Genomic DNA, 13404 nt, shown 5'->3' with positions numbered 1-13404 from the left:
ATAATACTTCATAATTTATAATATGAAACAAATACTGATTAAAACATTACTAACCGTAACAATTCTGACTTATTCGTACATAAGTGAAGCACAAATTTTTAAAGCAAAAGTAATTAGCGGTTTCAACCTTAGTCAGGTTGATGGAGACGAAACCTACGGATTTAAAAAAATAGGATTTACCGGTGGGTTGGGTGTTTCTGCCCATGTGCATAAAAACTTTGCTTTTTCGTTAGAAACACTATATTCGCAAAAAGGAAGCCGGCTTGGTTCGCAATTCAGGGATACTTTAGATGGCGTACCCTTAGACGGATCGTATAAACTAAAATTGAATTATGCCGAAGTCCCCCTTATGTTTTACTACACCGATGATATTGTTTCGGCAGGAATTGGTGTTTCGTATAATCGACTCGTTGATATTGGCGAGTGGCGTCATAAAGCTCCTATTGATACTGTTACTATGAAATCGGGAGTGTTTTCCTTAAACGACTGGGTTGGTTTTGGTGATGTTAGCGTTAGAGTGTATAAAAATCTTCATGCAAACCTAAGATACTCGTACTCTCTCAAAAAAATTGCAACTCGTAACATTAGAGATTCCAAGACAGGATATATGAATATTCGCGACTTCTACAATAACCTTTGGTCGTTTCGTATTGTATATATGATAAACGAACAACCGCCAAAACGTAAGCCACCAAAAGATTTTAGCAAATAATATTTTTCTATTATGGTTGATAACAATATAAAAACCGAAACGGCAACTTTGGCTGCAGGTTGTTTTTGGTGTGTTGAAGCAATTTATCTTCAGCTAAAGGGTGTTATATCTGTACAAAGCGGATTTATGGGCGGAACAACCCCAAACCCTACCTACAGAGAAGTATGTACAGGCAATACTAACCATGCCGAAGTTTGCCAAATTACTTACAACGCCGATGTTATTTCGTACAGCGATATTTTAAAGGTTTTTTGGAGCATCCACGACCCTACTACACCAAACAGACAAGGAATGGATATCGGAACTCAGTACAGGTCGGCTGTTTTCTTTCACAATAAAGAACAAGAAAAAATTGCGACTGAAGTAAAAAACGAATTGCAAAACAGCGATAAGTTTAAATCAAAAATAATTGTAACCGAAATAACAGAAGCCGGCACATTTTATCCTGCCGAAGATTATCACAACAATTATCTTGAACAAAACCCAAATGATCCGTACTGCCGAACAATAATAAAGCCTAAGGTTCTGAAATTTAAAACCGACTTTGAATCTTTTATAAAATGATTTAAATATTGCCTTTAGCCGTTGGCTTTTAGCCATTAGCTGTCAGCATTTTTTTTGAACCAGTAAGGCATTAAGGGTTATTAAGATTACAGCTATTGCACATTATTAATCGCAATGTTTCTATTGCTGTGTCTTTAAAGGCACGGCAATTAAGACACTCCATTAAACACGCACCGAAACTTTGTGGAACAATTAATTCTGCTGGCACGCTTTACAAAAGCGCACCAGCAAATTCTTATCACCAACGCTCGCTCGCTTTTGCAAAGCGAGCGACAAAGACTTTAAATATTAAAATGATAAAAATCATTCAACTATGTATTTTTATTATTTTAGCAGTTCAATATAATGTGTGATTAGTCTAATTACATTTAAATAAAAAGTTTTAATAAATCAATTTATCTATCTATAAAACAGCAAACTAAGATAATTCGTTAAACATAAAATTAATTACTTATATGAAAAAGACATTTTTAGTATTAACATTAACCATTTTGGCAATTATGATTTCTGCTCAAGAAAACAAAAGCAACGTGTACACTCCCGAATTACTCTGGAAATTAGGCAGAGTTAGCGATGTGCAATTATCGGAAAATAATAAAACCTTAATTTACGGGGTTTCTTGGTATAATCTGAAAGAAAATTCCGGCAACAGAGATTTATATACCGTTGATATTGACGGTAATAACTTAAAAAAAGTAACAGATTTTAAAGGTTCCGAAGGCAACGGAATTTTTCATAAAAACTTTATTTACTTTTTGTCGGCTAAAAACGGTAAAAGTCAGATTTGGCGTGCTTCGACAGATGGTTCAAATCCTGTGCAAATAAGCAATACCGACCATGATATTAGCGGCTTTTCAATTTCGCCCGATGGGAAAAAAATTCTATTTGTTCAACGTATCAAATTAGACGAAACTCCTAACGATATACACCCCGACTTACCAAAGGCAAACGCTCGCATTGAAAACGACCTTATGTACAGGCATTGGGATTCGTGGTCGGATTATAGCTACAACCATATTTTTGTCGCCGATTTTAGCACAGATAAAATTGGAGAAGCAACTGACATTATGCTAAATCAAAAGTTCGACTCACCAATGAAACCATGGGGTGGAATGGAGCAAATTGCATGGCATCCCAACGGAAATAAAATTGCTTACACCTGCAAAAAACTTAACGGAAAAGAGTATTCGGAAAGCACTAACTCCGAAATTTATTTATACGACTTGCAAACCAACACTGAGACCGTTCTATCAAAGGGATTGATGGGTTATGACCATGACCCTGTTTTTTCGCACGACGGCAATAAAATTGTTTGGAGAAGCATGGAACGCGACGGCTTTGAAGCTGATAAAGATAGAATAATGATTCACGATTTTGCCACAGGTCGCACAACTAATTATTCCGAAAATTTCGATAACAACGCAAGCTCCTTTGTTTGGTCGGCTGACGATAAATATATTTATTTTATAAGTCCGAATAAAGGATGCGAACATATTTTCAAGCTAGATGTGGCTAATAAAACATTTAAACAAATTACCACCGACCAATACGACTATTTGTCGATTTTGTTATGCGGAAATGACATAATAACTACAAAACAATCAATGCTTGAGCCGACTGAGGTATATAGAATAAGCGAAAACGGCAAGCAAACCAAAATATCTAAAACCAACGACGAAATCTTAAAAGACGTTACATCGGCAAGCGTTGAAAAACGTTGGATAACTACCACCGACGGAAAACAAATGCTAACATGGATTATTTTACCTCCAAATTTCGATGCCAACAAAAAATACCCTACTCTACTCTACTGTCAAGGTGGTCCGCAAAGTATGGTAAGTCAGTTTTTCTCTTATCGTTGGAATTTTCAAATGATGGCTGCCAATGGTTATATTGTTGTTGCACCTAACAGGCGCGGCGTTCCGGGTTTCGGTCAGGAATGGAACGACCAAATTAGCGGCGACTATGGCGGACAAAACATGAAGGATTACCTTGTCGCAATTGACGAAATGGCAAAAGAACCCTACGTTGATGAAGACAAATTAGGTGCTATTGGAGCAAGCTACGGCGGCTTTTCTGTGTTTTGGTTGGCAGGTAACCACGACAAACGCTTTAAAGCATTTATCTCGCATTGCGGAATGTTTAATTTGGAACAACAATATGTAGCAACCGAAGAGATGTGGTTTGTAAATTGGGATTTGGGCGGTGCGTACTGGGAAAACAATGACAAAGTAAAGCATTCATACGCCAATTCGCCTCATAAATTTGTCCACAAGTGGGACACTCCTATTTTGATAATTGAAGGCGAATACGATTTCAGAATACCATATACACAAGGAATTGCAGCATTTAACGCAGCTAGATTAAATAATGTACCTGCCAGATACTTGCATTTCCATGAAGAAAACCACTGGGTACTTCGTCCCCAAAATAGCGTTATGTGGCAACGAGAGTTTTTTAATTGGCTAGATATGTGGCTGAAGTAGTGAATGGTGGTTGGTGAGTGGTGAATGGTGAATGGTGATGGGTGGATAGTGATGGGTGTGTAATACGTGGAGTGTTTCATAGAACGCTAATAACTAATAAAAAAACAATGGCATGGTAATTTCATTTAGAGATATGGATGTTTGGAATAATGCAATGGATTTAGTTGATAAAGTGTACTTATTAACTAAACAGTTTCCCAAAGATGAATTATTTTCTCTAACATCTCAAATAAAAAGAAGTGCTATTTCCGTTCCATCTAATATTGCAGAAGGATTTAATAGAAAGAACACAAAAGAATACATTCATTTTTGCTACATATCTCTTGGTTCTTTAGCTGAATTAGAGACTCAAGTGGAAATAGCTTATCGCCAAAAATACGTACAATCAATAGATGACATTATTGAACTGATAACTATTATTAGGAAACAACTGTTTGCTCTAATAGGAAAATTAGAAGTCAAAAATTAAATATGGTGAATGGTGAATAGAGGATAGTGAATGGTGAATGGTGACTGGTGGATGGTAAACTCACTGACCACCAATCACCCACCACTGACCACTAATCACTAATCACCAATCACCAAATAAATTTTTACTATCTTTGCACAATTACTTATTAAATAAATGTTTAACATAAAATATGTTCAATTATGGGAAAAGGCGATAAAAAAACAAAAAGGGGTAAAATAATTATGGGTAGCTACGGTGTTACTCGCAAGCGTAAAGTTAAAAAACAAACTGTTGCTGAGAAACCTGCCGAAGTGAAAGAAGTGAAAAAAGCAACTGCAAAAAAAGAAGTAGCTGAAAAAGTTGTTGAGAAAAAGGAAGTAGTAGAAAAAGTTACTGAGAAAAAAGTTGCGGAGAAAAAAGAAGTAGCAGAAAAAGCTACTGAGAAAAAAGTAGCAGAAAAAAAAGAAGCAGCGGAGAAAGCTACTGAGAAAAAAGAAGTAAAAGAAAAAGCCGCTGAGAAAAAAGAAGTAGAAAAAGAAACTAAACCTAAGGCTAAAAAAACCGCAACAAAAGAAGAATCAACTGAAGCTGAAAAGAAAGAGGAAGAATAGTACCAACTACTCAAACGTGAATGAGAGCTGGAATATTTTTGACGATAGCTTTTCTATTCCCAAAGTATAAATTTGGTCGTTGCGCTTGATGACATCAATTATACCGTAAGACATACTTGCTTCTACACCAAATTTAAAATAAGCCGTATAAATATCAAAGCCGGCTCCTGCAAATGCATAAAAATCATTTCTATTAAGGAAAACGTAACCTGCGTTTTCCTTTTCTTTTTTCTTAGCATTTGAAGCTAAATCGAGCATATATTTAGCTCCTGCAAACGCGTAAGGACGTACGTTATGCATACGATCGCCTTTGTATTTTACAAACAATGGAAAATCAATATAAGTAGATTGTATGTCTTTATCTGCTCTGTGTATATATGGAGTTTCATCTTCGTTGTAAATCAATAAATCGTACTGCAATCTTCTTTCACCAAATGATAATGAAGGTGTAAGTCGCAAATCGAAGTGCTCGCTCATTCGCATATTGCCAATTATTCCAATAACAAACCCGAAACTGGGTCTGCCTTCAACATTATAAAGTCTTGCTGAATCGCAATTAAGATCAGGCATGTTTTGTTTAGTGTTATTGTTGTAATACATCACATTTTGAAAATCATCGGCGGTTTTTATGGTAAATAGCATCTGATTGGTTCCCAATAAAAAGCCAAAATGATATTTAGCATTGTCGAAATATAACAAATTAGGCACTTGCCTCGATTGCGAGTAGGTTCTGAGAGTGATAAAAAGAGCAATAAAAACTAATATGTATGTTTTTTTCATTTATTGATTTTCAATTTTTACAAGTTACTAACGTTAGAATTTTGTATTTATTATTTTTCCGCTACATATAAATTGCAAATACCACCTGTATATTTGTAATAAATACAGTTACTGTATCCATTGTTTACAATTATTTCGACCATTTTATCATTCTTTGGAAATTCAGCAATTGTTTCGGGCAAATACTTATACGCATATTTATTTTTAGAAACTAACTTCCCTATTACAGGTATAATTTGTTTAGAATAAAATTTGTACAAGTTTTTAAGCAGTAATTTATTCGGTTCCGAAAATTCTAATATAAACACCTTACCTTTTATTTTTAGCACTCTATGCATCTCGGTAAGACCTTTATTTAAATCGGCGAAATTTCTAATCCCAAAAGCTACCATAACTGCATCGAAACTATTGTCATCAAAAGGTAAATTTTCGGCACTTGCTTCCATAAAAGACACATTGGTTACATTGTTTTTTTTAGCTTTTTGTCTTGCTATTTCCATCATATTTGTGGAAATGTCAACAGCTACAACTTCGGTTTCGTGTTTTTTTAATAGATGAAAAGCTAAGTCGCCTGTTCCTGTAGCTACGTCAAGGACTTTTTCGGGATTGTTTGAAATCAGTTGTTTTATCAGCTTTTTTCTCCAAATTTTATCAATTCCAAACGATAGCAAGCGATTTAAGGTATCGTACTTTGGGGCAATGTTGTTAAACATATCTTTAACAACAGATTTGTCTGAATAATTGCTACTTGGCACTGACATTAAACAATTTTATTGTTTTTGTGCAATTCGTCAATAAGTTCTTTTTTGCTTATAGGCACAACTCCAGGCTTTTGACACACCAAACCGCCTGCAATATTTGAAATAACTGCAATGTGCTTGAAGTCGATAGATGCAATCAGACCGAGAGTTGCGACACTAATAACGGTATCGCCTGCTCCCGAAACATCAGAAATGCTGCGTGCTATCGTTGGGTGCAAGCTGCAAGTTTGCTTGTTTTCGGCAAAGGTGCTGACAAAAGAACCTTTTTCTGAAAGAGTTATCAAAACATTTTTAACGTTTAGTTTGTCATGTATTATCATTGCAGCACTCGCCAACGAATCAATATTATCAGGATTGATTTTTACGGATAAACCTTCCGAAATTTCTTTCAAATTAGGTTTAAACAAGGTTACATTTTTGAAACCTAAAAAATTGTTTTTCTTTGGGTCAACTGCCACTGGAACATTATATTTTGCAGCTATTTCGCCAATACTTTTAATTACATTGGCAGTCAACACGCCTTTGTTGTAATCTTGAAGCAAAATAGCCTTTGGTGAATTGTTTGCAAAATAGTTTTGTATATTGCTGATAAGTTGGTTTTCAACCTCTTTTGGAATATCGTCTGTTTTTTCTTCATCAACTCGCAGTAGTTGAACCTTATTACTAACTATGCGAAACTTGGTAGTAGTAACCGAATTGCTGTTTTTTATTAACCCCTGAGTAGAAATATTATTCTCTTCAAACAATTTCACAATAGTATCGGCACTTTTATCCGTACCAATAACTGAAAAAACAATAGGTTCGGCTTCTAATTTTTTAATATTCAAAGCAACATTGGCAGCACCGCCAAGCATGTTTTTTCGTCCTTTTAGGTTAACCACCGGAACAGGTGCTTCTGGCGAAATCCTATCTACCGTTCCATTCAGATACGTATCGAGCATGACATCGCCGACAATAACAACTTTTTGGTCTTTTACTTCTTTAAAAAATGTTTCTACCTGAACGATAAGATTATCCATAATTATTTTTGTATGATGAAACAAGTTTACTGAAGCATATCAAGCGCTTTTTTCAATCTATTTACAGCTTCAATAAGATTTTCTTCGGTAGTTGCATACGACATTCTGAAACAATTTGGTGCACCAAATGCAGCTCCCGGGACACTAGCAATATGAGCAACATCTAATAAAAAGTCGCAAAATTCGGTGTCGTTGCTTATTGTCTTGCCATTATATTTTTTGCCAAGAATACCTGAAATATCCGAAAATACGTAGAATGCTCCGTCAGGCATTGGAGTTTTAATGCCTTCAATTTCGTTAAGCAATTTAACAAACATATCGCGTCTTTTTCTGAAAGCATCTCTCATTTTAGCAACATCCGAACCAGGAGCATCGCCAATACTAAGAGCTGATATAGCTGCTTTTTGAGAAATGGAAGAAGTTCCCGAAGTAATTTGTCCTTGCAACTTGGTGCAAGCAGCCGCAATTTCGTTGGTTGCAGCCATATATCCAATACGCCAACCCGTCATTGCATAACCTTTTGAGACTCCATTTATCAGTATTACTCTATCTTTTATTGTATTAAAAGATGCCAAACTTTCGTGTTTGCCGACGTAATTGATATATTCGTAAATTTCGTCGGAAATAATAAAGATGTTTTCATGCTTTTCAAAAACCTTGCAAAGTGCTTCCAATTCTGCGTGTGAATACACGCTACCCGAAGGATTACAAGGACTACTGAAAATAAACATTTTGGTTTTATCGGTAATGGCTGCTTCAAGCTGTTGCGGTGTAATTTTGTAATCGGAGTTGATATCGGCTGAAATGTTAACAACAACACCTTCGGCTAATTTTACCAATTCTTTGTAAGATACCCAATAAGGAGCAGGTATAATAACTTCGTCGCCTGGATTTATCAAACATAAAATTGCATTGGCTAACGATTGTTTTGCACCCGTCGATACAACTATGTTTGATGCTTTATAATCTAAATTATTATCGCGTTTAAGTTTAGTAACTACAGCCTGACGTAAATCCATGTACCCCGGAACAGGAGTATAATGAGTAAAATTATTGTCTATGGCTTCTTTGGCTGCACCTTTTATATATTCGGGGGTGTCAAAATCGGGCTCGCCTATACTTAAATTAATAACATCAATACCTTGCGCTTGTAATTCACGGCTACGTTGACTCATAGCTAAGGTTTCCGACTCAGCTAAGGAATTAATTCTGTTTGATAAAATATTGCTCATCTTTTTAATATTTAATTATTGATTCAACAAAATAAAAAATCCTAACAAAATTAGGAGTTTGCAAAAGGCAAAAGTAATTATTTTATTGATACCGTCTATCTTTTTACAATAAAATTGTTGTCTTTGTAATTTAACTTCAATTATTTACGATAAAGTTGTAGGACAAATTTGTTTTAATTGGTCATATGTAAAGCCCTTATATTTACTTATGTATAGCGTTTTTTTACATAGCTTTGATGTATTTTAACAAATATAATAAACTGCAATTATCATTAAAACATTACATTTGCAAAACTTTAAAACAATTAACAAACAAATTTATATTCATGCTTTCACTTTTAATAAAGGAAGTTAAAGGCTTTTTAAGTTCGGTTACCGGTTATTTGGTAATTATTGTTTACCTAATACTTAACGGCTTGTTGTTATGGGTCTTGCCATCGGCGTTTAACCTACTCAACTACGGATACGCCAGCTTAGACAACTATTTTATGTTGGCACCATGGCTGTTTCTGTTTTTAGTTCCAGCCATTACCATGCGTACCTTTTCCGAAGAAAACAAAAGTGGCACCATTGAATTGTTGCTAACCAAACCAATTTCGGAAATGGGTATAATTATGGCTAAGTATTTGGCTTCGGTACTGCTGATATTACTTTCGATAGCGCCAACACTCATATATTATATTTCCATTTATATGCTCGGAAATCCTGTTGGAAACATCGATACAGGCGGAACTTGGGGTGCTTTTATAGGTTTGTTTTTTCTTGCCAGCTCTTTTGCAGCAATAGGTGTTTTTTCTTCCGGAATATCGTCCAATCAGGTAGTTGCTTTTATTATTGCCTTCCTTCTTTCTATAGTAATGTACATTGGTTCCGACTTTGTTGCCGGTATTAATATTTTCAATAAAGTGGCTTACTTCATCGAACAATTAGGCATAAATACGCACTATATCAATATGAGCAAAGGCGTTATCGACACGAGAGATGTAATTTACTTCCTGTCGTTAATTGCATTTTTCTTACTAATTACGCGTTTTAACATTGAAAAACGCAAGTGGTAACCTTAATAATTTATTGGAATGAAAGATAAAAAAAATATAAAGAAAAATGTAATTACTAAGCTACTGATTGGTATTCTGTTTATTATTGTAATAAATATTCTGTCGAGTTTTATTCATTTCAGAATAGATATAACTTCAGAAAAGAGATACACCTTAGCTCCTGCTACAAAAAAAATCCTTAAGGATTTAGACGACATTGTATATTTTAAAATTTACTTAGACGGCGATTTTCCCCCAGGGTTTATCAGATTGCAAAAAGAAACAAGAGAGATGCTAAATCAGTTTAGAGCATACTCTAATAAAATACAGTTTGAGTTTACCGATCCGTCCAAAATAAGTAATCAAAAACAGCGAGAAGATTTTTTTAAGCAGATTATCAGCGAAGGTGTTAATCCTACAGAATTGCAGGTAAAAGACAAAGACGGATATTCCAGAAAATTGATTTTCCCGGGTGGTGTGGCAAATTATAAAGATAAAAAAGTTGCAATTCAACTTATTGAAAATCAGAGTGGTAAAAACCCAGAACTAGCTTTAAACAGTGCCGTTGAAGCTCTTGAATATAATCTTGCTAACAGTTTGCGTAAACTCATTGGTAAATCTAAGAAAAAAATAGCTTTTGTTGAAGGACATGGCGAACTTCCACTGCTATACAGACAAGGTGCAATTGCCGACTTGTCGGAGTTTTACGTTGTTGAAAAAGTTGAAATTGACGGCAAGTTTTCATCTCTGACGAAAAGGCATCCCGTTGATGAAGACTCGACTAATTATTTTGTAAAGAACAATTACGATGCTATTATTATTGCCAAGCCTACCGAAATGTTCAGTCGCGATGAAAAAGATAAATTCATTATAGACCAATACATTATGAACGGCGGAAAAGTGTTGTGGCTTATTGATGGCGTAAGAGCAAGCATGGACAGCCTGCAAAGCAAAAGTCAGACCGTCGGTATGAGCAACGACCTTAACATCGACGATATGCTTTTTAACTACGGCGTTAGAATAAATCATAACTTGGTTACCGACCTAAATGCGCTTCCAATTCCTGTCGTTGTTGACAATAGCGGAACACAAAGAATGATACCATGGGTGTTTATGCCTGTTTTGGTTCCAACCGCCGAACATCCAATTGTTAGAAATGTAAATTTAATCAGAACCGAATTTATAAGCAGTATTGATACTATTGAAGTTCCCGATTTGAAGAAAACCATACTGCTAAGCACTTCGCAATATAGCAAAGCATACAATGCTCCTGTTATGGTTAAGCTCAGCTACCTGTACGAGCAACCCGACGTAAAACAATATAATCAGAGCAATTTGCCGGTTTCGGTGTTGGTTGAAGGAAAATTCACATCACTGTTCAGGAACAGAATACCGCAGGAAATAGCAACGGCTCCTTCTATTAAGTTTTTACCTGAAAGTGAAAATACAGCCATGATTTTTGTTGCCGACGGCGATATTATTAAAAATCAGGTTCAATTCACATCCGGAAGTCCTGTTGCACTGCCCTTAGGGTTTGATAAATACACTCAAACCAAATTCGGAAACAGTGACTTTATCCTAAACTGCATTGACTACCTATGCGACGATAGTCGTTTGTTTGAACTTCGCTCACGCAAAATTGAACTGCGACTTTTAGATACACAAAAAACGGAAAACAAACTGAAATGGCAAATTATTAATTTGGTTATACCTGTTGCTATTGTTATACTTGCCGCTATTGTTCAGTATTTTGCAAGAAAGAAAAAATACTCTTATTAATAGATATTAGACTAATATGTTAAATTATGTAATAAATGGTGATGAGTGATGAGTGATGAGTGATGAGTGATGAGTGATGAGTGATGAGTGAGAGGCAAAACTCTAATCACCCACCACCCACCACCCACCACCGAACACAATTAAACAAAAACACACAATTATATGAAAAAATTTAGAATACCACTTTTGATATTAGCATTGCTAGCGATAATAATATTAATTGTCGCCAATTATCAGAGCAATAGAGAATTTAGAAGCAAAGAAAACAACTTCGTAGTAGAAGATACTGCTTCCGTTACAAAATTCTTTCTTGCCGATAGAGTCGATCGTTATATTAAATGTACACGACAAGATGACGGCAAATGGATTATAAATGATACTTTTCCGGCAAATAAGGAAGTTGTAGATTTGCTTTTGGAAACATTTGCAACTTTAGATGTTAAATATCCGGTTTCTAATGCTGCTACAGAAAATATCATAAAGAGTTTGTCTATCAACTCAGTGAAGACCGAAATATATCAAAAGGTGTATCGTATTAATTTGTTTAATCGCATTAAACTGTTTCCACGCGAAAAATTGACCCGAACATATTATGTAGGCAGCGAAACAATGGACAAAATGGGTTCGTTTTTGATTATGGAAGGTAGCAAACAACCATACGTGGTCAGCATTCCGGGTTTAAGGGGATTTATTAGTACCCGATACACGACCAATATTATGAATTGGCGTAACCGTAATTTGTTGAACATGAAACTAAATGATATTAAACAAATATCTCTTGTTTATCCCGACTCCCCTACCGAATCGTTTATACTTGTGAATAATGACAATAAATCCATATCATTATTTACGCATCCGCACAAAAAGCAAATACACGATTTCGATACGCTAAAAGCTATTCAGTATTTCAACAATTTTAAAGACCTTAATTGTGAAGCTGTAAGAAACGATTTTTCGCAAGCAATGGTGGATTCTTTAAACAGTCAAAAGCCATACTTTAGCTTAGAAATAGTCGATTTTAATAATAAAGCCATTGAACTTAAAGCATGGAAAAGAAAAGCTGCTCCCGGAGCAATAAATATTGACGACGGTAGCGACTTAGAATTCGACCCCGACAGGATGCATGCCACACTCAGCACAACAAAAGACGTTTACGTAATTCAGTATTATGCTTTCGGAAACATCATTCTACCAATAGATTGGTTTGATAAAAATTGGAAAGAAAAACTAGAATTTGTTGACATATTTTAAAATAATATTATATTTGCAAAAAATTTACAAGGTCTCGTAGCTCAGCTGGATAGAGCAACAGCCTTCTAAGCTGTGGGTCATAGGTTCGAATCCTATCGAGATCGCTACTTTTTCATGACTTTATAATTTTAAACAAAAAAAACTGCTGAAAAGGCAGTTTTTTTGTTTCCTAACTTGTCCTAAGTTTGTACGACAAATTCGTTTCTTTTTATTTGCTTGTTTATAAATATTTATTATTTTTGCATAAGCTCTTATGTGGGTTATGGAGTGTATCGGCTCTGCTTGAAACAAAGCTACCCCACATAAGAGTTTTTTTATTTCATTATTCCTAAATCTCACAATAAATAAAAAAACCCGACTCTTCTCAGTGTCGGGCTTGTTTTATGATATTGTTGTCAGATAAATATATATTTGGCTTTTGGCTGTTGGTAGGTAAAGTTAGAAATTAGTGCTTCGGCGAGCTCAGCAACCAAAGTCAGAAATTAGAATTATCAAATATTAACTCAAAACTCACCCATCACCCATCACAATTCACCAATCACCAATCAGACAGTAATAGTATAATAAATGTTTAGAATAAAAACCACTTAGCTCAATCCTTCAATATTTCCATCAACAATTTTAATGTTTTTAGCTTGCGGTTCCTTTGGTAGTCCGGGCATACGCATCATTTCACCGGCAATAGCTACAATAAATTCCGAACCGTTGTTAATTACAATAT

13 protein-coding genes and 1 tRNA gene are annotated in these 13404 nt (G+C 35.2%); 9 read left to right on the top strand and 5 right to left on the bottom strand.

The annotated features are described in order from the left end of the window. Window positions 1-22: 22 nt before the first annotated feature. The 5 genes from PHP31_02965 to PHP31_02945 all read left to right on the top strand — a co-directional run bounded on the left by PHP31_02965 (window position 23) and on the right by PHP31_02945 (window position 4824). The gene (locus PHP31_02965; protein MDD3738235.1) at window positions 23-712 is read left to right on the top strand and encodes an outer membrane beta-barrel protein; all 690 of its coding nucleotides are present in this window, start codon (window positions 23-25) and stop codon (window positions 710-712) included. A gap of 12 nt (window positions 713-724) precedes the next feature. Beyond that, window positions 725-1276, top strand: a complete 552-nt coding sequence (msrA, locus tag PHP31_02960) for a peptide-methionine (S)-S-oxide reductase MsrA (protein MDD3738234.1) — start codon at window positions 725-727, stop codon at window positions 1274-1276. Between the two features lie 455 nt (window positions 1277-1731). Beyond that, window positions 1732-3762, top strand: a complete 2031-nt coding sequence (locus PHP31_02955) for a S9 family peptidase (protein ID MDD3738233.1) — start codon at window positions 1732-1734, stop codon at window positions 3760-3762. A 112-nt stretch (window positions 3763-3874) separates the two neighbouring features. Beyond that, window positions 3875-4231 (top strand): four helix bundle protein, encoded by a 357-nt coding sequence (locus tag PHP31_02950; protein MDD3738232.1) that lies wholly within the window; start codon window positions 3875-3877, stop codon window positions 4229-4231. 182 nt (window positions 4232-4413) lie between these two features. Further along, entirely contained in the window at window positions 4414-4824 is a 411-nt protein-coding gene (locus tag PHP31_02945; GenBank protein MDD3738231.1) for a 30S ribosomal protein THX, read from the top strand. Window positions 4825-4830: 6 nt separating this feature from the next. Here the strand turns inward: PHP31_02945 and PHP31_02940 are convergent, their stop codons facing one another. Genes PHP31_02940 through PHP31_02925 form a run of 4 tightly spaced genes read right to left on the bottom strand, consistent with a single transcriptional unit; the run spans window position 4831 to window position 8616 of the window. Then, the gene (locus PHP31_02940; protein ID MDD3738230.1) at window positions 4831-5604 is read right to left on the bottom strand and encodes a porin family protein; all 774 of its coding nucleotides are present in this window, start codon (window positions 5602-5604) and stop codon (window positions 4831-4833) included. A gap of 50 nt (window positions 5605-5654) precedes the next feature. After that, window positions 5655-6365, bottom strand: a complete 711-nt coding sequence (gene ubiE, locus PHP31_02935) for a bifunctional demethylmenaquinone methyltransferase/2-methoxy-6-polyprenyl-1,4-benzoquinol methylase UbiE (protein MDD3738229.1) — start codon at window positions 6363-6365, stop codon at window positions 5655-5657. Next, window positions 6365-7384, bottom strand: a complete 1020-nt coding sequence (locus tag PHP31_02930; protein ID MDD3738228.1) for a bifunctional ADP-heptose synthase — start codon at window positions 7382-7384, stop codon at window positions 6365-6367. The genes ubiE and PHP31_02930 overlap by 1 nt, the downstream gene beginning before the upstream one ends. Window positions 7385-7410: 26 nt before the next feature. Then, window positions 7411-8616: a pyridoxal phosphate-dependent aminotransferase gene (locus PHP31_02925; GenBank protein ID MDD3738227.1), complete on the bottom strand. Its 1206-nt coding sequence runs from the start codon at window positions 8614-8616 to the stop codon at window positions 7411-7413. Between the two features lie 326 nt (window positions 8617-8942). Between PHP31_02925 and gldF the strand changes: the two genes are divergently transcribed. The 4 genes from gldF to PHP31_02905 all read left to right on the top strand — a co-directional run bounded on the left by gldF (window position 8943) and on the right by PHP31_02905 (window position 12787). Continuing rightward, window positions 8943-9674, top strand: coding sequence for a gliding motility-associated ABC transporter permease subunit GldF (gldF, locus tag PHP31_02920; protein MDD3738226.1), 732 nt, complete (start codon window positions 8943-8945; stop codon window positions 9672-9674). 18 nt (window positions 9675-9692) lie between these two features. Further along, on the top strand, window positions 9693-11432 hold the full coding sequence (gldG, locus tag PHP31_02915) for a gliding motility-associated ABC transporter substrate-binding protein GldG (protein MDD3738225.1): 1740 nt from the start codon (window positions 9693-9695) through the stop codon (window positions 11430-11432). 162 nt (window positions 11433-11594) lie between these two features. After that, on the top strand, window positions 11595-12683 hold the full coding sequence (locus PHP31_02910) for a DUF4340 domain-containing protein (protein ID MDD3738224.1): 1089 nt from the start codon (window positions 11595-11597) through the stop codon (window positions 12681-12683). A gap of 30 nt (window positions 12684-12713) precedes the next feature. Further along, window positions 12714-12787 (top strand) — tRNA-Arg (locus PHP31_02905). Window positions 12788-13270: 483 nt separating this feature from the next. Here PHP31_02905 and PHP31_02900 read toward each other — a convergent pair. Further along, the coding region (locus tag PHP31_02900; protein ID MDD3738223.1) for a formate--tetrahydrofolate ligase at window positions 13271-13404 on the bottom strand (134 nt) is incomplete at its 5' end.

It is taken from the genome of Lentimicrobiaceae bacterium (assembly GCA_028697555.1).
Taxonomy (GTDB): Bacteria; Bacteroidota; Bacteroidia; order Bacteroidales; family UBA4417; genus UBA4417.
This window is presented reverse-complemented; position numbering and strand designations above follow the sequence as displayed.